The sequence below is a fragment of the Arthrobacter sp. cf158 genome (genome assembly GCF_900106835.1).
GTDB lineage: Bacteria > Actinomycetota > Actinomycetes > Actinomycetales > Micrococcaceae > Arthrobacter.
This window is the reverse complement of the sequence record NZ_FNNR01000009.1, coordinates 201,577-223,735: the sequence shown is the minus strand read 5'-3', so window position 1 is coordinate 223,735 and position 22,159 is coordinate 201,577. Positions and strand designations below refer to the sequence as shown.

Here is a 22,159-nt window from a genome sequence, read left to right as displayed (position 1 = left end):
TCAGGCTTCCTTTCGGTTCGACGTGACCAGCAGCCACAGCAGGAAGGGGGCACCGAGGGCGCCGGTGATGACGCCGACAGGGAGGACGGTTCCGTCGAGGATGACGGGGGCGATGTTGGAGGCAAAGAAGTCCGCCAACAAGACAATCAACGCACCGGTGAGGGCCGACGCCGGGAGGCTGGGTTTGCGGACGATACGCCGGGCGATGGGTCCGGCGAGGAAGGCGACGAACGCTACCGGACCGGCGGCGGCGGTTGCGACGGCGGCAAGCCCGACGGCGGTCAGCACCAGTCCCAGCCGGGCGGCGTTGACCTTAATGCCGAGGCCAGCAGCTGCGTCGTCTCCAAGTTCGAGGATGCGCAACGGACCGGCGAGGGCAATGACGGCGGGGATCAGGACCAGCAAAGACACCGCGAGGACGCCTGCGCGGTCCCAGGTGGCGGAGTTCAGGGAGCCGTTGAGCCAGATCAGGGCATCAGCGGCAGTCCGGATATCCGCGCGGGTCATGAGGAAGTTGACCACTGCGTGCAGTGCAGCGGCGATGCCAACGCCGGCAAGGATGAGGCGGTTGCCTGCAGCGTTGCCGCGGCTGCCTCCGCCCGCGCCGGAACCACCGCGGGAGATTGCGTAGATGATGGCCGCGACGCCGAGCGCTCCACCAAGGGCAGCCCCGGAAACCACGGCTCCGGAAGCGCCGAAGATCACGATTGCCGTCACGGCAGCGGCGCTGGCGCCGTAGCTGATGCCGATGATGTCCGGGCTGGCCAGCGGGTTGCGGAGCATGGTCTGGAACAAGGCACCGGCCAGGCCGAAGGAGATGCCGATCATGGTTCCCACAACAGCCCTGGGCAGTTTGTGCTCCATCACGATGAAGCTCGCACCGGGGATTTTCTCGCCGCCGGTCAGGTGGTTGATGACAATGGTGAAGAAGTCGGGGATGGTGACGGTGTAGCTGCCCAGGAGCACGTACACCGCAAACATGACCAGAACGGCGAGTCCCAGGAAGAAGGTGGGGCTCAGCACGCGCCGAAGTGACTTTTGATGACCATGTTTGCCGGGATTATTGGCGTTAAGTGCCAACTCGGTGGGGAGTTTGTGGACAGTTGTCACAGTCCGGCCCCCTTGCCGCGGCGGATGAGCCAGACGAAGACGGGAGCGCCAATGATCGCGGTCATGATGCCTGCGGGGACTTCACCGGGAAGCAAGATGACGCGGCCAACGATGTCGGCGATGATCAGCAGGATGGGGGCCGCAACTGCGGAGAACGGCAGGATCCAGCGGTAGTCCGGGCCGGTGAGGGAGCGGACAGCGTGCGGAATCACGAGGCCCAGGAAGGCAATGGGGCCGGCTACGGCGGTGGCGGATCCACAAAGCAGGACGATTCCCAGCCCGGTGATGCTGCGGGCCAGGGTGACGTTCTGGCCGAGACCGCGGGCAATGTCGTCGCCCAAGGCCAGGCTGTTCAAAATGCGACCGCCGGCCAGGACAATCACGGCCCCGATTGCGAGGAACGGCAGCGCGGGAAGGAGGACGGACCAGTCACGTCCACCGATGGTGCCTACCTGCCAGAAACGAAAGCGGTCGAAGGTGTCCTGGCTGGACACCAGGATCACGTTCATCAGCGAGAACAGGCCAGCGCTCAAGGCCGCACCCGCGAGGGCGAGCTTGACCGGCGTCGCGCCGTCCCGGCCTATGGAGGCGATGGCATAAACCACGACGGCGGCCGCTGCGGCGCCGATGAAAGCGAACCAGATGTAGCCGGAGAGTGAGCCGATACCGAAAACGTAGATCCCGACGACCACTGCGAGAGCGGCACCGGCATTGAGGCCCAGGATGCCCGGATCCGCAAGCGGGTTGCGGGCGACGCCCTGCATGGCTGCACCGGCCAGGCCAAGTGCGGCTCCAGCAAGCAGGCCCAGCACGGTGCGGGGAATCCGGGCGATGACCACAGCGTGGTTACCGTCTTCCGGATTGAAGTTGGTGAGTGCTTCCCACACTGTGTTGAGGGGAAGTCCTCGCGCGCCGATCGCCAAGGATGCGGCGCAGACTGCGGCGAGTACGACGACGGCCGCCAGCAGCCAAGCGGTGCGCTTGCCTGCCATGCTGCGGGAGACGGTTCCCCCTCCGGTTCCAGCAGCTTCAGGGGCGATGCCTCCCGGGCCAGCCGACACCAAAGTGCCGTTGCCCCGTCCCTGGACTGCCGTCGTCGTACTCAGTTTCATTGCAGTTACTTGCCCGCTGCGTCCGCGGCCTTACCCAGCTGCGGCAGGAACGTGTCCAGCGCCCACGGCAGGCTCAGCGGCGAAGAGGCGGAGATGGAGAGCGTCAGCGTCTGGTCCGAATCAGCAACCAGGGCGCCCTTCTTGATGGCCGGGATCTGGCCAAGCAGCGGGTCGGCCTTGATGGCGTCAGCGGTGGTGGCGTCCGGAACCCAGGTGACGAAAACGTCGGATTCGAGCTCGTTGGCCTTTTCAGCTGACCACGGGATGAAGAATTCCGTGTTGCTCTTGGTGTTCTCAGTAACCACCGGGGCCAGCTTCATGCCGATTTCGGAAAGGAAGCGGGGGCGGTTGTCGATGGCCGTGTAGACGTTGGCGCCATCGCCCTTGGCGGGTTCAAGGTTGCCGTAGATGAAGGTCTTGTCCTTGATCTGCGGGAACTTGGAAACCTTGTCCTTGACAGTGGTTTCGGTGTCCTCGATCAGCTTCTTGGCTTCGGCTTCCTTGCCCAGTGCCTTGCCGATGAGGGTGGTGCTTTCCTGCCACGGCGTGCCGTAGGCGAGCTCCGGCTGTGCAACAACAGGAGCGATTTCGCTGAGCTTCTTGTAGTCAGCCTCTTCCAAACCCGAGTACGCGGCCAGGATAACGTCCGGGCTGAGCTTGGCGATCTCGGTGAAGTTGATGCCATCTGCCTCGGAGAACTGGACCGGAGCCTTGTCGGTGCCAAAGCCGGCGCCGAGCTTCTCCAGCGCTGCGTCCTTCCAAGGGGTGGATCCCTTGTCGTTATTGCCCCACTCGTTCTTCGGGACACCCACGGGGACAACACCCAGGGCGATCGCGACGTCGTCATTGACCCACGAGACGGTGACTACGCGCTTGGGCTGTTCCTTGATGGTGGTCTCACCAAAGACGTTCTTGATGGTCACGGGGAAAGCTGAGGATGCTGCCTGCTCAGAGGCCGGCGCGGAAGTTGCCGGACCAGTGGAGCAGCCAGTGAGTGAAAGGGCGACGGCGGCGATTGCGGCCGTCGCGGTTCCTGCAGTTTTCAGCAGGGCGCGGCGTGGGAGAAGGGAAGCCACGGGACTCCTTAAGTAAGTGATGCGAACCTAAGTAAGGCTAGCCTAGCCTCCCGATAATTAAGAAACGTTTGCGTCACCTAATCCCCCTAGACTGCAGGTTTCGGCGGAATTGAGACGCAGATCACACGCCCTCTCACCTCCCGCCCCCTTTCGGCAGACGCTCTCTCACCTCCCGGCCCCCTTCGGCAGACGCTCTCTCACCTCCCGGTGGACAGCATCCCCGTCATTTTGGGAAGATAGCGGCAGCGGACTACCGCTTCCAAGGAATACGACGAGGGGTTGAGCATGCGCACTGTTTCAGTTGCCGCTGCCACGGTTGGCGAGGTGGCCGCTTTGGCCTGCTTGGCACTCCCCCACACGCCGGAATCTTTCTAAGCTCTCCAGCCACCCTGATTCAAGGGTCTTGTTGCTGTGCCCTGCGGCTCTTCAGATGACCGGCGCCCCCTGCCATTCCGCGCGCTCCCACTGGGTCAGCGCGGACGTCGACCACTTCCGGAAGAAGCCTTGCCATGCAGAAAATCTCTGCCCAACAAATCCGTTCATCCTTCATCAACGCCAGCCGCTCCGAGGCTGCCAAGCTCAACCTCCCCCGTGACTTCGACGCCCTGGACTGGGACAACCTGGAATTCCTGGGGTGGCGGGACGAGAAAATGCCCCAGCGCGGATACCTCGTTGTTCAGCACCGGGGCAAACTCACCGGGATCCTGCTCCGCGCTCCTGAGGGTGGATCCGGGAAGAGGCGCGTGGTCCTCTGCGAACTCTGCCGTGATGTTTTCTCCAAGGACGATGTGTACCTGTGGGTCGCCAAGAAAGCCGGACAATCGGGCAAAGACGGCAACACCGTAGGGACACTGATCTGCGCCGAGTTCGGTTGCAGCGCCAATGTGCGCAAGGAGCCGCCCGTCAATGAGATCAACCCGGACCCCGCCGCCGTCGTGGTTCGACAGATCGCTGGACTGGAGCAGCGGACGGATCAGTTCCTGGACCGCGTCCGCGCCAAGTAGGCCAATGTAGCTGGCAGTAGTGGTTGTCATGAGGGCTCAGAACAACCACTACTGCCAGTCAGTTGGGTGCCACGGACCCTAACGCAGGACGATGTCCACCGGGTTTGCCTCGGAGCGCCACGCTCCAGGCTCACCAGGGCCGGCGATGACAGGAGCCGTGAGCACGCCCGAGCGGTTGGTCCGCTTGTCCCGGAGGATTTCCGTGACGGATCCGAGGTGCCGTGACAGATCGATCACGTTTTCCGGGGCTGCCAGCAACAGTTGGAAGCCGAACTCGTGAAGTGCCTTGATGCCCGCACCCGCGAATTCCTCCGAAGCCAACACAAACGCCTCGTCCATCATCACGGTGCCGTAGGTGGTGAACCCCTGCTCGGCTATACCCAACTGGTAGCTCAGCGCAGCAGCCATGATGAACGCCGTGAAACGCTGGCGCTCACCGCCGGACATGGAGCCGGTATCGGCATGCATGAAGACTTCGGTCTTCTTCTTGGTCGCCTTGCCGGCGCCTGCGGCTTTGCCTGACCTGGAAGCAACCTCGCGGTGTTCCTTGCACTGAATAAACAGGTGCCCGCGAACGTCCAGAACCTCGGCCCGCCAACGCCGGTCCTCCGGCGTCTGCGAACCGAGCCGCTTCACCAGGGTTTCCAGCGATTTGTAGCGGGCGGTGAGTTCGGCGTCGTCGTCGACTTCTGCGGGTGAAGCAGCAGCGCCGCGTGACGGCCGCGTGTGCTTCGCCTTGAGCGCGTTCTGGATCGCATCCTTGAACTGTTTGGCCGTGGCTGGAAGCGTCTGTTTGATGTCCAGCTCCAGGAAGCTGCCCTCGTGGAAGTTCACCTCGGACAAGATGCCGTTGAGGGGCAGGATGCGGCTGGTGATGCTCCGGCGTTCCTCGTCCAGCAAGTGCAGGAGCGTGCTGAATGACTCGTGCGTGCGCTGGTTGAAGAACAGCCGGAACTCGGCCTCCTGCGCAGGCAAACCGTCGCTCACGATCGCGTGGTACCGGGATTCGAAGTCCCCGGCAGCGCCAATTGACGTACCGTGATCCGCGCTGATGGCGCTGCCCCAGTCGCGAACGAAGGCCTCGAACATGCGGGTCAGGCGCTCGGCGGTCGCCTGGCCCCGGGATTCGGCGGCATGCAGTTCGTCAAGCAGCCTGTTGCGGACACTGTTGGCGAGGTTATCCAGCTCGTGCAGCTCGGAAATCTCCGCGACGCCCGTAAAGTACGGCTCCAACGCGGCCACGGTGGAGCCCGACGGCGGTGCTTGCTCGAGCTTCAGCCTTGCGGCATCGAGCAGGCCGTCAGCCGTGGTCATCTTGTGGTCGAGCGCCTTGTATTCGCTTTGCAGTACGGCGGCCGTACCTGTGGAGGACTGCTGCTTTTCACGGACGGCTTCGATGTTGGCGCGCAGCGGCTCAAGATCGGCCTGGGCTGCCAACGCGTCCACCAAACGCTGCTCGATCCGGGCCACATCGTCCGCGGCAACGGTAGCCGACACCTGCTCCCATGGCCGCTCATCTTCTGCGACCCGGCGGAGCGCTTCCAGCTGACGGGCCATGCCTTGGTGCGAATCCTCACGGCTTTGGGCAAGTTCCGCGGCCTTGGCCAACTCATTTTCCAGCTCACCCACGCGTGCTGCCACCAGCTCGAGCTTGGAAGCATTGTCAAAGCCGAGGACGTAGTCCTGCCGGCCGGTGAACCTGTCATCCTTTTCCACGGTGTGCCGGTTGCGTTTGACTACACCGCCCAAGCTCAGGCCCTTGTCCATCGAGGAAAGCTCGTCCGGATTCTCGACGCACGGGTAAGCAAAGTCCACGGCGATCCGCTCACGGATCCATTCCCCGGCGTCGGCGTTCGCGCTCGAGGTGAGGATGCTCAACTTGGTCAAGAGGTCGCCGTCGGACACGTCCTCCACAGCCAGTGCGCCACCGGCCAGCGGCTTGGAAACATCAACAGCGCGCAGCGCGCCCCTGACCGTATTGTCGTTCAGGTACCGGGTGACGGCCGCGAAGTGCTCACCCGGCACCAGCAACGTGGTGGCGAGGTTACGCAACGCACGTTCGGCAGCTGGGCGCCACTGATCCTGTCCCTCAGCGAGGTCGATCAGCTCGCCGCCAAACGGCATCCGCTCCTCCGGGACGCCGGTTGCGGCTGCGATGGCGGCGCGGTTTTCAATGCTCGACGGCGGCAGCAGGGACTTGCGCGAACGGAGCGAAAGCAACTCCTGCTGAGCCGCGGCAAGCTCTCGCTTCTTGGTGGCATGGCCGTCGAATGCCTCGAAACGAAGCTCCTTCAAAGCCTCCGAATCGTCCTTCAACTCAGCCGAACGGGCAGCTGCCTGCTCATGCGCCTGGTCCCACCCCTCGGCAGACCATTCAAGGTTCAGCCCGGCGTCGGCCAAAGCCTTCCTGGCCGAATCCTCCACCTGCTGACGCAGCTTCAGGCCAACCTTTGCGTTCTCCAACGACTGCTCAATCGCCGAAATCGCGTTACCGCCGCGGTTGTTGTAATCCAGTTCAAGGTCCCGGAGCTCCTTGGACAAGCCGTCCCGCACCGTGCGCTCGGCGGCCAGCTCCTGGGCTTTGGACTGAGCCAACTCCTTGAACCGGGCCAGCGTCTTGGCGTGGACCGTGACCGCGAGCTGCTGCTTGTAGGCCTCGAACTCTTCGCCAGCCAACTCGCGGAGGCGGTTCGCATCCAGCAGTGCCTGCGCGTATTCCTTGTTCAGTCCCGGAACCGGAGCCAACTGGTCGCGCTGCTGCCGCACATCCTCCAGCCGCTGACGAATCGACATCAAGTTGCTGAACTCTTCCACCACGTCATCCGCGGCAGCCAACGTAGCGGGAGCATCAAGAACCTGGTCGCGGAAGAACGTGTTCACGCTGCCGCCCAAGCCCTTGCCCGCCTGGATCACGCGAAGCAGCGGGAGCGCCTGGTCCGAGTTGATGCCAAGAAGCCTACGGAAACGCTCCGCGAACGCCTTATGAACGTCGAACACCTGACCGTCCGGGAAGATTGACTCCAGCGCGCCCTTGGTGAACCGCTTCTGCGCGATGCCCTCGATAGCTTCAAGGTCCAAAGGTTTGCTGTCAATCACATAGAAACGCCCAACACTGGACTCCGTGCCGTTCTTCGGCAGGTCGAACAGCGCCGAGACCGTCACCTTCGTGCCGGCCGCGTTATCAAACGTCAGCGCGACGGCGGACCACGTGGCACCCGGGCGCTGGAAGGCACTCGCCGAGCTTTCCCCTACCGCCTTATCACCCACCTTGCCGCGCATGTAGGTGAACGTGGTCCTCTTGTCCTCCACAGCGCCGCCGGAACGCTGGGCGGCGGCTTCGTTCGAGCGTGGGCGGGCATCGAACACACGGAGCATCGCATCAAAGAGCGTCGACTTCCCGACACCCGAGTTACCCGTAAGGAGTGTGCCCTTGCGGTCCACGTGCATGGTGTGGGCGCCATGGAACGTGCCCCAGTTGACCACCTGCACCAACGCCAAACGCATCTGGCCGGGGTTGGTCAGCTCACCGAGCGGGAGCATGCTTGCGATGGTCACTTTGTGATCCCTTCAGCGTTGGTTCCGTCCGCTGCGGTACCGGACACATGCTCTGCATGCTCGCTCGTGCCTCGCTTAGACGGATGCTGCCGCATGTCTCCGGCATCGCCGCTCGTGCCGTTCCCGATTTCAGAGGCATCACTGATTTCATCTGAAGAACGCTCGACGTCGGCGCTCACTTCAGGGGACCCGTCACCTTCTGGGTCGTCGTCGAGGTCGTCACCGGTGGGGGTCGGTTGGTTCGAGTGGGAGTCCAAGTCCAGGAGGGGCTCTGTTCCTGATTCGTCGGCTGCTACGGCTATCAGGGCCTCTATTTGGGCTGGGATGTCGCCGATGTTTTCAAAGGGGAGGGCCAGCGGCAGGGCGTTGCTGATGGTGTAGCTGTCATCCAGCGGGGTGGGGAGGAGGAGTTGGCGGGCCAGGAGTTTGGTGACGGTGCGGGTGACCACATCGGAATCGCGGAGGGCATCCTGCTGGCCGGCGGGGGTGTAGTTGGCCACGAGATCCGAGATTTCTTCGCGGGTGATGGTGGGGTCAGTCTGCGCCGTGACATGTCGGTCCAGCAGAAGTCGCAGGCGGAGCAACACGATGGTTTCCACCCGGCTCAGAGCACGCTGCTGACGGAGAATGCTGGAGCGGGAGCTTGCGCCGATAATCTCAGGATCAACGGGCCGGAGGACGGCGATTTTGCGGTCGTGGTCCAACTGCAAGGTGAGGAACAGCTCGGAGAGGCGGCTGCGGAGGATCAGTTGGTTGTCCAGAAGCGTGGTCCACAGTTTCTCGTCGCGGCCCCCGTCAATGTAGGGCCCTTTGAGCAACTTCACCAGGGCGTGCCGCACCTTCATGGGGAGCACACCAGTATCGCCAGGGAACAGCGCAGCGCCGTCCACGAAGGTGTCCCGGGGCGTGATCCGGAACGGATCGGCGTGGCTGGCTTCAGGGGAGGGATCAGCAACCGCTTCCCCGGGCGCGACCTCAGTCCCATCTCCGGTGGCATCTTCCGCGCTGGTGGCGTCATCCGCAGCGGTGAACTCGTCCGCGCTGGTGGCGTCATCCGCACCGGTGACCTCGTCCACTTCGGTGATATCCGTCGTCGTGATTTCCTCAGTCATCAGAATCCTCATTCAGCGTGACGACGGGCAGGTACGCAGTGCGGATGCTGCCGTCGATTTGTTCGAAGTCGATGTGTTCCCAAGCAGCTCGGTCAAAGGCAGCGCCTGACTGCAATGCCATGGACAGCAGGGTCCGGACCGTGTTGATGTGCCGCTCCTCGGTGGGCAGGTTTTCCCAGGCCTCCCCCAAGGTGGCAGATCCCGCCATGGCCGCCCGCACAACAGCGGGTTTGGCTTTGCCGGTGCGGGCGGAGCGCACGCGGTCGGAGTCGCTGAAGGCGATAGGGTCCGCCAGACGTGGAGGCGTGGCGAATTCGTCGGGGTCGAAAAGTTTGACCATGGCCAGCGACTCGAACCCCGCGTTGTACAACACAGGCCCTGGCACCAGGCCAGGCCTGTCACGTTCGTAGGGCAAGGATCGGATGGCTTGCTCCGCCTCGGCCAGGACCTTCCGGAGGCTCACCGACTGCCGAACATCATCGCTCTGGATATACGTGTTCAAGCTCTCGGAGAGCTTCCCGTAAATGCGTTGGATCTGGCTGTGCTGATAACGCAACTCGGCCACGAGGTTCTTCAGGGTTTCGCGGTCCTCATGGGAAAGGTCGTCGGCGAACTGCCGGCTCAGCACTTCGCCAATGGCAGAGCGGAAGCGGAGCTGCTGTTGCGGATCTTCGAGGAATGCGGTGAAGGAGCGGAAGGTGCGTCCCTCCGGGCTTTGACGAAGCCGCTTGTCGGCCTCCAACACCTGGGCCATGGTGGCACCCTTGCTCAGCGATTCTTCGATGATCTGGTTGCGGAGTTCGCCCACCAGTTCCTCGATGCGGTCGCGCATTTTCTTGTAGTCCGCCGGCAGGCTGGCCGCGAGATCCAGAATGTTGCCGGCAGCCTCCACGGCTTCTTCGTCGTCAAGCAGGCCATCGAACTCTCCCGAGCTGATGTCCTCCACCAGCTGCTGTCGCTCCTGGATCTCCTCCTCAAGGGCTTCCAAGCGTGCGCTCTGGTCCGGGTTGGTCTCGTTGGCGAGCTTCTCAACATCGCCCAACAACGTGCCGAGCCGCGAGCCATTCAGCGTGGAACGCTCGCTGGAAAGGCTGTCCAGGAACGCGAGCACACGCGCGGCGGGCTCCGTGACTTCGTAGACGATCTGCCCGGACTGGTTACGACGCGTCAGGAACTGCTTCCGGGTCCATTCATCGCCAAAAAGCTTGCCGTTCTGCTGGCCACCCAGCGCCGGATCCTGGCGGCGGAGCTGCTCAAGGAAGGCATCGACGTCGGCGTGGAACTCTTCGAGCGGAAGCTGCGGCCGGGTGCGGGTGAAGGATGCCTGCAGCACCGCGATCACCCACGGCGCCGAGCGGGTCAACGCCCACGCGGGACCCTTGGTCAGCTGTTCGAGGTCGCGGAGCCTCGCGCTGATGGCATCCGCGGAGGACATGGCTGAGCGGGACAACTACTCTCCTTCAGCTGCTGCGAAACCTGGCTGGCAGCGGAAACTGCCCCGTACAAGGTTAACGCAGAGCGTCGCGGGGGCGTCGGACGGCCCTGAAGTACCGGCGTCGCGCGCTTCTGCAGTACCGGCGTCGCGCGTACAGAAGCGTCCCCGTCGAAACCATTTCGTAACCTACCAACCGGTATGGTTTCGATCCCATATCAACGCAGTCGCGACGCGTTTCTCCACTGGCCGGAATGAAGCCCCGCCCCTAGTGTCAGATCATCGACGCATCCACGCCGCGCCGACCCACGCACCGTCGCTCCGGGGGGAACCATGGATTTCGATTTTACTGCGCTGGAAACAGGCACTTACGTTGTTATTGGAACACTGGTCTTTGCTGCATTATTGGTGGCCTTTATCGCCGCTGCAGCAATGGCAACCATCATTCTTATTGGCGCCATGGGCATGGTCTGGTACGCCGTCAAAGGTGTTCTTGGAGGACTTGTCCACGGCATTAATTTTGCGTGGGACCGCTTGGTTCACCACGCTGGACAAGTGGAAATTCCGGCCGAATTCCAGCCGCAGATTTCCTCTGGCACGGGTAGCTACCCGCGGGTAGCATTGAGGGACAGCTGAAGGGTTCCCACCCGAGGCGGACCCTGGCTCCATCCGGCACAACCGGCTAGAGGAGTTCTCCCATGACGTCCGCCACTGACAACAGTCTCGCCGCCGCAAGCGTCAATGCCACCGCAGAAGAAGCCCGCGCCGTCGCCGAAGCCGCGCGCGAAACCGAATGGAACCGGCCCAGCTTCGCCAAGGGCCTCTACCTGGGCAGCTTTGACCTGAGCCTGATCCACCCCTGGCCACAAGCCAAAACCGAGGACGTGGAGCGGGGCGAGGAATTCATGGCCCGGCTGCTGGCCTTCGCCAAAACCATGTCCGGCCGCATCATTGAACGCGATGCCAAAATTCCCGACGAATACCTCAAGGGGCTCGCCGACCTCGGCGTTTTCGGCATGAAGATCCCCCGCGACTACGGAGGCCTGGGCCTTTCCTTGGTCTATTACGGCCGCGCACTGGCCCTGCTGGGATCAGTCCACCCGAGCCTCGGTGCGTTAATTTCCGCCCACCAATCCATTGGCGTCCCGGAACCTGTGAAGGAATTCGGCACGCCGGAGCAGAAGCGGGAATACCTCCCGCGCTGCGCCGCAGGCGCCATCACCGCGTTCCTCCTGACAGAGCCCGACGTCGGCAGCGACCCCGCGCGCATGGGCGCCACTGCCGTACTGTCCGACGACGGCGGTTCTTACCTTTTGGACGGCGTGAAACTGTGGACTACCAACGGCGTGATTGCCGAGCTCGTGGTGGTCATGGCCAGGGTCCCTGCACATACCGATGCCGATGGGACCGAGCACAAGGGCGGCATCTCCGCATTCGTTGTGGAGATGGACTCCCCCGGCATCACCGTGGAGAACCGTAACGCCTTCATGGGCCTGCGCGGGATTGAGAACGGCGTGACCCGTTTCCACCAGGTCCGGGTGCCTGCCGCCAATCGGCTGGGCCGTGAAGGCCAGGGGCTCAAGATTGCCCTCACCACCCTGAACACGGGGCGGCTCTCCATTCCAGGCCTCTGCGTGGCCGCGGGAAAGTGGAGCCTGAAGATCTCCCGCGAATGGTCCAACGCCCGCACCCAGTGGGGACGCCCCGTGGGCAAACACGAGGCCGTTGGCAAGAAGATCGCGTTCATCGCAGCAACCACCTTTGCCTTGGAGGCAGTGTTTGAACTTTCCGCCGAGATGGCCGACGCCGGGCTGAAGGACATTCGGATCGAAGCCGCGCTGGCCAAGCTGTGGTCCACGGAACTGAGCTGCCGGATCGCCGACGAACTCGTGCAGATCCGTGGTGGCCGGGGCTTCGAGACCGCCGACTCACTGGAAGCCAGGGGCGAACGCGCAGTGCCGGCCGAGCAACTCCTCCGGGACCTCCGCATCAACCGGATCTTCGAAGGTTCCAGCGAGATCATGAAACTCCTGATCGCCCGTGAAGCGGTTGACGCACACCTTGCCGCCGCGGGCGACCTCGCCTCAGCGGACGCGAGCCTGCAGGACAAGGCGAGGGCCGCCGTCGGGGCCTCAGGCTTCTATGCCCGATGGTTGCCCAAGCTGGTTGCGGGAGCAGGGATGGACCCGCGTTCCTACGCGGAATTCGGCCGCTTGGCGAAGCAGTTGCGGTTCGTTGAACGATCGTCGCGGCGGCTTGCCCGGCAAACGTTCTACGGCATGGGGCGGTGGCAGGCCAAGCTGGAGCACAAGCAGGCGTTCCTTGGCAGGATCGTGGACATTGGGGCCGAGCTGTTTGCCATGGCGGCCTGCTGCTCCCGGGCTGAAATGCTGCTCCGCAAGCACCCCGAACAGGGCGCCGCCGCCTTTGAGCTGGCTGAGGCGTTCTGCGAGCAGGCGCGCGTGCGGGTGGATGAATACTTCGACCAGCTGTGGAGGAATACTGACGACGGCGATCACGACCTCTCGCGCAAGGTTCTCGCCGGCGACTACGCCTGGCTGGAGGCCGGCGTCCTGGATCAGTCGGAAGGAACCGGGCCCTGGATCGGCGACGCCTCCCCTGGCGCGTCAACCAAGGAAAACCTGCACCGCAAGTATCGGTGAGGGCTTCTGCAGCGTTCCCTCCCGGTTAGTCCCGAGAACAGCGTGAGGACCACACGTGTGTCAGCGGAATTTCCTCAATCGCGGCCGGAAAGTTGGAGGCAAGTGGGAACGAGCGCGCTCAGCGAACATCCCCGTCCACGTAGAACCAGCGTTTGTCTTCCCGCACAAAGCGGCTGAGTTCGCGCTGAACGCCGCGATCGCCGTCGAGCCTGTAATGGGCGGCGAATTCAACGGTGCCTGCCGTGTCCAAAGGTCCGCCGTTGGTGGTGGAAACGATGTCCAGCCTGCGCCACTGCATGTCCGGATCCAGTTCCATGGAGTCCGGCCGGGTGGAGGGGTGCCAGGTGCGCAGGAGGTAGCCGGGGTCCAGGACCACGAAGGCCGAATAGCGGGAGCGCATCAGTTGCTCGGCAGTGGGGGCATCGGCTTCGCCGCTGTGGAAGCGGCCGCAGCAATCGCCGTACTGCTCCCCGGAGAGGCAGGGGCACAGGCCGTTGCGGAGTCGGTCAGGATGGAGGGTCACGGGGTCCCAATCTGAGGCTGTAAATGAGAGCTGGGCAACATATTTTCCCACGCGATATAACAGCTTCGAAACAACCCCGCCAGAGTGTGGGCCGGGGCGTGATTCCGTCGGTGTTGGACCTTAGGCTAGATACGCAAGCTGGGTGGGCAATGCGCGCATCACAAAACGACAGCCAGGGGAGGCTACGTGGAGGATCCGACAACACTCGCCATCAACCTGACGTATTTGGGAACGCTGGGACTTGCTGTCCTGATGTTCCTGGGTCTCGGGTTGATCATCATCATCACCCTGGTGGTGGCCGGAGTTGGGCGACTGTTGTCCATAGTGCTCCTGGCCATGGTCGGAATTTTCCCCAAGAAGGAAACCACTCCCATTGTGCAGTTGCCCCCACGGCCGGCGCGCGTACCTGTTCCGGTGACCGGCGGCGTCGAGACTTCACAAGCTACTGAATCGCCGCTGGACGGTCTCACTCACACGGATTCCGTTGCACAGGTGCAGGCTCCCACAGCAGCTGCCCTTCCGAGCACAGCTGAATCTGCCCTTTCGCAGCCTGCCTCTTCGCAGCCTGCGCCGCCCGTACCTTCCGCTCCCGCGGCCCCTCAGCGGGACCTCATTGGTGATGTTCGACGACGACTCTCGGGTGCGTCGGCCGCCGTCAGGAACGGTGCGTGGAAGGCGAAGGTGGACCCCCGGAACCTGCCCAAGCCGGCAGAGGTCAAGTCCGCCGTGGAACACCAGACCGCGCACCACCCCATTGTTGTGGCAGCTGCCAAGGAACCGCCCGTTCTCGCAAAAGACTGGGCGGATGCAGTTGCCCAGGCAGACGAACGCGCGGCCGCCCGCGCCCAGGCCGGGCAGCCGCCGGCCATCAAGGTGACAGTCCGCGACCTTGACGATCCCGCACCATCGCCCAACGGTAAAACCCCCAACCCCAAGCACCCCGATGCCCCGGGCAAAAGGCCGGACAACGGCCAGGCAAAACCCGCCGAAACCAAGAGTTCTTCGAACGGGAACGGGGCAAAGAAATCGGGCCCGGGCAATTCCAAGAATGGAAAAGCTCCGAGCCCGATCCGTAAAGGTTCGCTGAGCAGCGCCAGCCGCAACTCGTAGTTGCCGGTCCGGCCTCTGCTTCCTAGGCGGCCAGTTGCCGGAAGGCCGCGCCATGGTAGATCAGCGGCTTGGACTCGAGGTTGATGCTGGTCGCTTTGACCTCCAGCACCACAATCGCGTGGTCCCCTGCGGGCGTTTCCGACACAACTTCGCATTCGAAACCCAGCACGGCGCCGTCGATCAGTACTGCGCCTGAGTCGCTGACGCTGGTATCCAGTCCGGCAAAGCGATCGCGGGTCTTCGATGCCAACTGAAGTGCCGCACCTTCCTGCCCCTCGGCCAGGACCGAGACACCCAGCCGCCGCGCCTGGCGGAGCTTAGGCCAGGTGGTGGAGGAGTTCTGCACCGCGAACATCACCAGCGGTGGCTCCAGTGATACGCCCACCGTGAAGGAAGATGCCACCAAAGCTTCCGGCGTGAAGTCCACCATCGCGCTGAAGGCGGCAACTCCGGACGGGAACTGCGCAAATGCCGCCTTGATGGCCGCCGTTTCTTCCACTGTGGTCTGTGTCATTCCGCTGTCCCCTTCGTGCGTTGCTTGAGTTCCTTTCCCATGATTCACCTGCTTCCGGGAACGGCAATATTTGTTGATCCGCAAGACATTTGTGTTGCTGCGTGTCAAGAAATATCGCGAAGTAAGGCCTGTTCCATTACTTCGCAAGACGAAAAACGAAGAAGTTCTACCGCTTGCGTTTATGCCTCCGGCGGCCGTGTGTAGCCTCGATTGAACATCCACGGCCACCGACTCAGGCCTGGACATCAGCACTGTCCCACCACAGGAAGCCGACATGAGCCTCAACGAGCTACGAACGCTTGGACGCACTGGCGCCCTGATCAGCCCCCTCACGCTGGGCACCCTGAATTTCGGCACCGGCGCCGCACCCACGGGCCCGGCCGAGAGCATCCGCATCATCAAGGCCGCCCTCGACGCCGGGATTACCAGCGTTGACACCGCAGACATCTACTCCCAGGGCGAAGCTGAGACCGTGGTTGGCCAGGCCATCCACAGCCGGCGCGACGACGTTTTCCTGGCAACCAAGTTCCACGGCCAGATGGGCTCCAACCCTGCACACGCAGGCAACTCACGCCGGTGGATCGTCCGGGCTGTTGAGGACAGCTTGCGGCGGCTGAACACGGACAGGATCGACCTCTACCAAGCGCACCGTCCGGACTACAACACCGATCTCCTTGAGACCATCACCGCGCTCAACGACCTCATCCGGCAGGGCAAGATTCTCTACTACGGAACCTCCGTGTTCAGCCCGGCCCAGCTTGTTGAGGCCCAGTGGATCGCCAACACCAACCACCTCACGCCGCCCGTGGTGGACCAGGTTCCCTATTCCCTGCTGGTGCGCGCCAACGAACGCGACGTTTTCCCCATCACCCAGCAGTACGGCGTCGGGGTTTTGAGCTACGGACCGCTCGACGGCGGCTGGCTGGCCGGCGGTTACCGCGTCGGCGCCGGTCAGCCCGAAAGTTCGCGGTCGGCAGCTGTTCCGGGCCGATTCGACGTTACCGCGCCCTTCAACCAAGGCAAACTGCACGCCGCCGACGCCCTTGCGCAGCTGGCGGCACGTCACGGACTGACGCTTATCCAGCTGGCCGTCGCCTTTGCGCTGAACCATCCGGCAGTAACCAGCGTGGTCATCGGGCCGCGCACCGAGGAGCACCTCACCGACTATTTGAAGTCCGCGGATGTGGTGCTGAGCGAGGCCATCCTCGACGAAATCGATGACATCGTTGCCCCCGCGGTTAACTTCCTGGAGCGCGACGCCGGCACGGTTGCCCCGCACCTTGAGTACCCGGAACTGCGACGCCGGTAATTGCCTTGCGTTGTGAGGCCTCCTCTGCGTCCCTCGCGCTTCGTTTGGCGCGCAGAGCAGGCCCCACAACGAGGTATTGACGCAGGTTCGGCCGCGGCGTGATCCTTGTCCTAAGTGCTGCGGCACTCCGCAGCGTTTAGCTTCCAGTAGAACGCCGCCGTCCCATGTCCAAACACCACGTCAAGCAAAGGGCAGCGAAAGCCGCCACCCCAGGGCAGCCGACCGAAGGTCCCCTGACCCATGAAGAACTGCAACTGTCCGGGCGGAACCACTCCATGCCCTTGGAAGCCTTGCACGACGACATCACGCCTGCCGGGCTGCATTACCTGCTGATCCACTTCGACATCCCCCATGTTTCCGCTGATTCGTGGCGGCTCAGGCTGGGCGGGGCTGTTGAGAACAGCTTGGAACTGAGCCTTGAAGACATCAAAGCCCGGCCCGCTGTCACCATGCCCGTCACCCTTGAATGCGCGGGCAACGGACGCTCCCTCCTGGAACCACGGCCACTCAGCCAACCGTGGGTTCTGGGGGCAGTGGGCACAGCCGAATGGACCGGAACCCCCTTGGCGCCTCTTCTGGAGGAAGCCGGTTTGGCGAGTGACGCCGTCGAACTTGTCTTTACCGGTGCCGACAACGGCATCCAGGGCGGCGTAGAAGAGCCGTACGCGCGCAGCCTGACCGTCGCTGAGGCGATGCACCCCGAAGTCATGCTGGTGTACGCCATGAACGGCAATCCGTTGCCGCTGCAGCATGGGTTCCCGCTGCGGCTGCTGGTGCCGGGGTGGTACGGCATGGCCAGCGTGAAATGGCTGACCTCGATCGAAGCGGTGACGTCGCGGTTCATGGGATGGCAGCAGTCCGTTGCCTACCACTACCTGCAGGGTCCCGATGGTCCCGGCTTGCCCGTGACACATATCCGCGTCCGCTCCCTGATGGTGCCGCCGGGGATCCCTGAGTTCTTCACCCGACGCCGGATCGTGGAGTCCGGCCCGGTGATGCTGCACGGACGGGCATGGTCAGGGCACGGCGACGTGGAGCGCGTGGAAGTGGGGATTGACGGCGAGTGGATGCCGGCGCACCTCGAGCCCGCTCTGGGCGACTTTGCCTGGCGCTCATGGTCGATGGTGTGGGTGGCGAGCCCCGGTGAGCATGTTCTCCGGTGCCGCGCGATGGATACCTCCGGCGCGCTCCAGCCCACTGAACAGGTGTGGAACTACCAGGGGATCGGGAACAACATGGCGCAGGTGGTTGAGGTGACGGTGCGGTAGGTCTTTAGTTTGCCTCGCCGAGTTCGCTTGCCTCGCCGAGTTCGCCGGAAGGGTGCATGATCGCCGGAATTTTCCGACGATCTCGGCGGCTTCCCCGCGTTCTCGAAGCATTCCGGCGTTCTCGCCAGCCTGCTCTGCCCCGGTTAGACTCGTTCGAATCATGAGTATTCCGTCGTCATCCCCCGCGAATGTAAGGGTGGACGCCTGGTTGTGGGCGATCCGGGCCTACAAGACCCGTTCCGCCGCTACGGCTGCCTGCCGGGCAGGGCACATCCGTATCAACGGCAACCCCGTGAAAGCTTCACAAAGCGTGATCATCGGCGACACCATTCGGGTGCGTGAATCCGGCTGGGAGCGGATCCTCGAGGTGCGGCGCCTGATTGCCAAGCGTGTGGGAGCCGAAGCCGCTTCACACTGTTTCACTGACCACACGCCCCCGCGCCCCGTCGCCCCCAAGCTGGGGCTTCCACAACGTGACCGAGGCGCCGGCCGGCCCACCAAGAAGGACCGCAGGGATATGGAGAAGCTGCGGGGGTAGTTGCCTGCCGGGTTTCGGGCGTACCGCGCATTTCTGCTGGATCATCGCCCTCTGCATCCGAGAACAACCGCGGAATCCCGGGGTTTTCATGGATGCAGGATTTGGATGATCCAGCAGAATTCATTGCTTGATCCATGAGCATCCTCGTGGGTTGTCCACAGGCAGGAATTTCCGACATGATTCCACGCCCGCCAACTGCTTAGACTGGCCGCCACACCGTCAAACAGCTGCTGGGGAGCCCGTCATGCCATGCCATTCGCCTGCCTCTTTTCCGTCCTTACGTGCGCGAACGGTGATCTGGTCGGCGGCCCTCGTGCTCCTTCTGAGCGCTTGTCAGGGTGGCTCCGCACCGGCCGACTCACCCTCCGTTACAGGCTCGACGACGGCGTCACCCACCTCGAGCGGTTCGGTCCCTGCTGCTTCTCCAGGCCCCACCGCGTCGCTCGTTTACAAGCCCGCCGATGCGAAGGGCAAAGCCCAGAACGTGCCGGTGCCCGTGATGCCCGAGCTCGCGAAGGAGAACTCGAAGGCGGGGCTGGAAGCGTTTGTTGGGTACTGGTACGCGGTTGGGAACTACGCGGACGAGACAGGAGACGTTTCCGGCCTTAGTACTTTGAGCACCCTGGAATGCAAAGCATGTACGCAGTTCCGAAACGCAGCCCTGGACAGCTCCAAGAATGGCCGGTGGATCGTAGGGGGAAAAGTACGCACTCCCAGGATTGAGATCGCTTGGAACGCCGGGCACACGACCCAACAAGCCAAAGTCCAAGTGATTCAAGAAGCGATCACTTACTACAACGCCGACGGCACTGAGGGGCGCCCAGCGGACCCGGCAACAAATGACGCGTTTGCTGTCGTCGCCAGCTTCGAAACGACGTGGAAGGTTGTGGACACTGGTGTCATCCGCTAACAACGCGCGTCGCGTCGCTCAGGGTTTTGTCCTAACCGCAGTACTGGTCACCGCGTCAATGCCCGCCCACGCTGAAGAAAACTGGGCATCAACAAATAAGGCAGCTGGAACCATAGAGGTTGGGTCCCGCTGGTCCTTCGATCCAGGGACCGGAAAGTCGACGCCCAAGCTGGATGGCTCGTCTTCATCTGAAGATCCCTTCCAGTACATGGCCGACGTTCATTGCCGCTCAGGTGGCTCGGACACTCCGGACAAGGGCTGCCTGACCATGGAGTGTCCAGCGAAGACCCCCGGCGGAGAGGAAGGCACCCCTGTGATCTGGAAGCAGGCTCCAAAGGCTATTACTGATCCCGAGTGGAGCAACTACCCAGCAGTCAGTGGACCTACCTGCCTCTACGACCCCGAACCCGGGAACGTCCTGGCCGACATCGCCGCCCGGATCCTCAACGACTTCCGCCAACTACCCGTCAACCCCGGCACGCTGGAAGCCCAACCCTTCCCCCACACCCTCAAAGGCGGACCCACCAACTTCTACACCACCGCCACCGAACAAGCCTTCAACCTCACCATCCTCGGCCAAACCGTCCACCTCACCGCCACACCCACCAGCCACAGCTACACCTACGGCGACGGCGCCACCCTCGGCCCCACACCAATAACCGGGTACCCCCTCCCCGAAGCCGAATGGCTCACCAACGCGACCCGCACCAGCCACAGCTACACAGAAACCGGCAACTACCAAGCCGCCGTCACCACAAGTTTCACCGGCACTTACTCGGTCAACAACGGCCCACCACTACCCGTCAACGGCACCCTGGACATCACCACACCCGCCAAAACCATCCACGTCTGGAAAACAGAAAAAGCGCTCGTCGCCGACACCTGCGAACAAAACCCCAACTCCTGGGGCTGCCCGGGAGCCGAGACCAGATAGACAGAAGGCGCCACGTACCGCCACCACCCACTTCGATCACCACCTCCAAACGACACACCCAAACAGGCGGCTCGTCGAGGCCACCCACGACGCAAAGTAGGTGGCAGCGGCCCCCAGAGCAGGGGAACCTTCGCCTTAAAAGAAGAAAAGCACCAGTTCCGAAGAACCGATGCTTTTCGCCTGCCGAAACTAGGAGAACCAAGTACCTGGAGGGCCCATGAACAGCAGGAAGCTGAACACGGCACCAACGGCAACAAGAGTGACAACCACGGCGAGGATCGGATTGCGCAAGACCCAGGCCTGGGCTTTCTCGAATCCACCCTTGGGGGAGTCTCCACCAGCTGCCAAGCGCCACCCGCCTGCGAGAAGTCCGCGCCGATCGAGCGACTTCTCCATGGGGATGGTGGCGTACGGAATCACCGCCGAGGCAATTGCCAGCAGGCCAGTGGGCGCGACCCATTTCTGGTTGATCCACGTGAACGCAGCCGTGGCGGCGTAGCAAAGGAACACGAAGCCGTGGATTCCCCCGGCAATGCTCACACCGACGTCGGTGGTGCGTGTGACGTACTTAAGGAACAGCCCGACCAACAACAGGGTCCATGTCACGGCCTCAGCGAAAGCAACGGTTCGGAACAGAGTGCGGGGCTGCATGGAAGTCCTCAGGTAGAAAACGGGAGACACCCCCTATTTTACCGGCTGTAGAAATTAGCTTGCGTCTATCGGTGCCACGCAGGACTACGGCAAGGGCAACGCCTCCCGGTTCCGGATGCGCGAGTCGCCGAACTCGATAGCCACGGGGGCGATCTCCATAGCCGGCTCGTGTCGGGATCGTGCTCTGCCGACGGCGATGTGAGGCAGCCATCGCGGCGACCTGTAGCCAAGGGCCGGCGAACTCAGGATGAAGTCGTCAATGTTGTCGAGGCCCAGCTCGTCGAGAAGGACATGGAGCCCCTGAACAAGGAGCGCCTGGTAGTCGTGCACTTCCTGTGGCACTTCCACGTGGAGTCCCCTCAGGCGTCCACCACCCAGAGGGATCAGTTTGTCCGATTTCCCCAAAAAGCCCTGCAATACCGGCAACTCCGTCACCCAACTGGCGATCTCCGGAAGTGTCTTCTCCGGCGTCGAAAGTCCTTTTGTCCACGCGGCAATGTCTGCGGCGAGGTCGTCCAGAATGCCCACATGCAGCAGGGTCATGTGCAATCCCTGCGGCTTGCGAAGGGAGTCGGCAAATCGACCAAGTCCCTCGTAGTCCGAGGATCCTGCACCCACGCGAAGTACGGGCACCTCCACAGTGATTCGGGGTCCGTCCGGTTTGCTTCCAATGGGGTCGCGGGCCGTCATGGATGACATTATGCGCCGGATGCGAGGCGGACGGCAGGCCGACGACCCAACTCACCGTCCGCCGTCGCGCGCCGCTTGTTACCGCTTGGATCGCGCCTGGACGAGGTTGGCGAACGGAAGGCGCCCGAAGGCTGAAACGAACTCTGCGTGGTACGCGGCCTCGGCAGCATTGACCTCGGAGGCCGGCAGTTCCTTCCACGCAATCACCAAGTCCAGGGCATCGCGCAGTTGCCAGATGAGCCGGGCATCCCACACCACGGTGGGCCGCCCACGGCCGTAGTCCAAGAGCTCCTGAATTTGCTTGCGGAGCCCCCGGTTGCCTTGGCTGCCGGCGCTGGCCTTGCCGAGGTAGAGCACAGAAGCATCCGCAACCCACTCGGCTTGCAGGGCTTCACGCGTGAGGGAGGGGTCCTTCTTCTTGAAGGTGCCGGCAGTGCTCTTGTTGAGGAAGACAGGCTCGAAATCTGCGGGGCGGAGGACCACGAAGATGCCGGGTCCCTGGGGAATTCGCATGGGATCGAGGTCATCCAACGCACGGAAACCGGTGAATCCGTCCAGGGTGAGGGACTTTTTGGTGAAGAGCATGGTCCATTGTGCGTGAACAGCCCAGGACACCAAACCGTGAAGCGACTCTTTCAGCGTTGACAG

At 63.1% G+C, this 22,159-nt stretch carries 19 protein-coding genes and 1 pseudogene; 9 read left to right on the top strand and 11 right to left on the bottom strand.

The window, feature by feature from the left end; translation table 11 throughout:
- From BLW08_RS18405 to BLW08_RS18395, 3 genes are read right to left on the bottom strand one after another with little or no spacing between them, the layout of a single operon-like run.
- Nucleotides 1–1,110: a FecCD family ABC transporter permease gene (locus tag BLW08_RS18405; protein WP_090824486.1), complete on the bottom strand. Its 1,110-nt coding sequence runs from the start codon at nt 1,108–1,110 to the stop codon at nt 1–3.
- Nucleotides 1,107–2,222: a FecCD family ABC transporter permease gene (locus tag BLW08_RS18400; RefSeq protein WP_090824484.1), complete on the bottom strand. Its 1,116-nt coding sequence runs from the start codon at nt 2,220–2,222 to the stop codon at nt 1,107–1,109. The genes BLW08_RS18405 and BLW08_RS18400 overlap by 4 nt, the downstream gene beginning before the upstream one ends.
- 5 nt (nt 2,223–2,227) lie before the next feature.
- On the bottom strand, nt 2,228–3,298 hold the full coding sequence (locus tag BLW08_RS18395; RefSeq protein WP_090824483.1) for an iron-siderophore ABC transporter substrate-binding protein: 1,071 nt from the start codon (nt 3,296–3,298) through the stop codon (nt 2,228–2,230).
- A gap of 509 nt (nt 3,299–3,807) precedes the next feature.
- Here BLW08_RS18395 and BLW08_RS18390 point away from each other — a divergent pair.
- The gene (locus BLW08_RS18390; protein WP_091326951.1) at nt 3,808–4,302 is read left to right on the top strand and encodes an FBP domain-containing protein; all 495 of its coding nucleotides are present in this window, start codon (nt 3,808–3,810) and stop codon (nt 4,300–4,302) included.
- 78 nt (nt 4,303–4,380) lie between these two features.
- On the opposite strand, the gene BLW08_RS18385 is transcribed toward BLW08_RS18390, so the two are convergent.
- From BLW08_RS18385 to BLW08_RS18375, 3 genes and pseudogenes are all read right to left on the bottom strand, one after another.
- The gene (locus BLW08_RS18385; protein ID WP_091326948.1) at nt 4,381–7,857 is read right to left on the bottom strand and encodes an ATP-binding protein; all 3,477 of its coding nucleotides are present in this window, start codon (nt 7,855–7,857) and stop codon (nt 4,381–4,383) included.
- A gap of 248 nt (nt 7,858–8,105) precedes the next feature.
- Nucleotides 8,106–8,969: pseudogene (locus BLW08_RS18380) on the bottom strand (DUF4194 domain-containing protein); the annotation flags it as partial.
- Complete coding sequence (locus BLW08_RS18375; protein ID WP_090824475.1) at nt 8,962–10,419, bottom strand: DUF3375 family protein; 1,458 nt, start codon at nt 10,417–10,419, stop codon at nt 8,962–8,964. The gene BLW08_RS18375 and the pseudogene BLW08_RS18380, both read right to left, overlap by 8 nt.
- 315 nt (nt 10,420–10,734) lie before the next feature.
- Here BLW08_RS18375 and BLW08_RS18370 point away from each other — a divergent pair, with 315 nt between their 5' ends.
- Together BLW08_RS18370 and BLW08_RS18365 are read left to right on the top strand one after the other, a co-directional pair.
- Nucleotides 10,735–11,037, top strand: coding sequence for a hypothetical protein (locus BLW08_RS18370; RefSeq protein ID WP_090824473.1), 303 nt, complete (start codon nt 10,735–10,737; stop codon nt 11,035–11,037).
- A 62-nt stretch (nt 11,038–11,099) separates the two neighbouring features.
- On the top strand, nt 11,100–13,064 hold the full coding sequence (locus tag BLW08_RS18365; RefSeq protein WP_090824471.1) for an acyl-CoA dehydrogenase family protein: 1,965 nt from the start codon (nt 11,100–11,102) through the stop codon (nt 13,062–13,064).
- 118 nt (nt 13,065–13,182) lie between these two features.
- Here BLW08_RS18365 and BLW08_RS18360 read toward each other — a convergent pair whose 3' ends face one another.
- Complete coding sequence (locus tag BLW08_RS18360) at nt 13,183–13,587, bottom strand: YchJ family protein (RefSeq protein ID WP_254779959.1); 405 nt, start codon at nt 13,585–13,587, stop codon at nt 13,183–13,185.
- A 186-nt stretch (nt 13,588–13,773) separates the two neighbouring features.
- On the opposite strand from BLW08_RS18360, the gene BLW08_RS18355 reads away from it, so the two are divergent.
- Nucleotides 13,774–14,697 carry a hypothetical protein gene (locus tag BLW08_RS18355; protein WP_091326940.1) on the top strand — a complete coding sequence of 308 codons (924 nt, stop codon included), beginning with the start codon at nt 13,774–13,776 and terminating at the stop codon, nt 14,695–14,697.
- Nucleotides 14,698–14,719: 22 nt separating this feature from the next.
- On the opposite strand, the gene BLW08_RS18350 is transcribed toward BLW08_RS18355, so the two are convergent.
- Entirely contained in the window at nt 14,720–15,211 is a 492-nt protein-coding gene (locus BLW08_RS18350; protein ID WP_090824466.1) for a flavin reductase family protein, read from the bottom strand.
- Nucleotides 15,212–15,485: 274 nt separating this feature from the next.
- Between BLW08_RS18350 and BLW08_RS18345 the strand changes: the two genes are divergently transcribed.
- The 5 genes from BLW08_RS18345 (at nt 15,486) to BLW08_RS18325 (ending at nt 20,170) form a co-directional block, all read left to right on the top strand.
- On the top strand, nt 15,486–16,520 hold the full coding sequence (locus BLW08_RS18345; RefSeq protein ID WP_091326937.1) for an aldo/keto reductase: 1,035 nt from the start codon (nt 15,486–15,488) through the stop codon (nt 16,518–16,520).
- A 164-nt stretch (nt 16,521–16,684) separates the two neighbouring features.
- Nucleotides 16,685–17,788 (top strand): sulfite oxidase, encoded by a 1,104-nt coding sequence (locus BLW08_RS18340; RefSeq protein WP_091326934.1) that lies wholly within the window; start codon nt 16,685–16,687, stop codon nt 17,786–17,788.
- Nucleotides 17,789–17,948: 160 nt separating this feature from the next.
- Entirely contained in the window at nt 17,949–18,326 is a 378-nt protein-coding gene (locus BLW08_RS18335) for an RNA-binding S4 domain-containing protein (RefSeq protein WP_018779945.1), read from the top strand.
- A gap of 313 nt (nt 18,327–18,639) precedes the next feature.
- Nucleotides 18,640–19,236, top strand: a complete 597-nt coding sequence (locus BLW08_RS18330) for a DUF6318 family protein (protein ID WP_254779958.1) — start codon at nt 18,640–18,642, stop codon at nt 19,234–19,236.
- Nucleotides 19,223–20,170 (top strand): hypothetical protein, encoded by a 948-nt coding sequence (locus tag BLW08_RS18325; protein ID WP_254779957.1) that lies wholly within the window; start codon nt 19,223–19,225, stop codon nt 20,168–20,170. Before BLW08_RS18330 ends, BLW08_RS18325 begins: the two co-directional genes overlap by 14 nt.
- Before the next feature lie 189 nt (nt 20,171–20,359).
- Here BLW08_RS18325 and BLW08_RS18320 read toward each other — a convergent pair whose 3' ends face one another.
- The 3 genes from BLW08_RS18320 to BLW08_RS18310 form a co-directional block, all read right to left on the bottom strand.
- The gene (locus tag BLW08_RS18320; RefSeq protein WP_254779956.1) at nt 20,360–20,821 is read right to left on the bottom strand and encodes a DUF3817 domain-containing protein; all 462 of its coding nucleotides are present in this window, start codon (nt 20,819–20,821) and stop codon (nt 20,360–20,362) included.
- Nucleotides 20,822–20,905: 84 nt separating this feature from the next.
- Nucleotides 20,906–21,511 (bottom strand): hypothetical protein, encoded by a 606-nt coding sequence (locus BLW08_RS18315; RefSeq protein WP_254779955.1) that lies wholly within the window; start codon nt 21,509–21,511, stop codon nt 20,906–20,908.
- Between the two features lie 78 nt (nt 21,512–21,589).
- The gene (locus tag BLW08_RS18310) at nt 21,590–22,096 is read right to left on the bottom strand and encodes a hypothetical protein (protein ID WP_091326927.1); all 507 of its coding nucleotides are present in this window, start codon (nt 22,094–22,096) and stop codon (nt 21,590–21,592) included.
- Between the last annotated feature and the right edge of the window lie 63 nt (nt 22,097–22,159).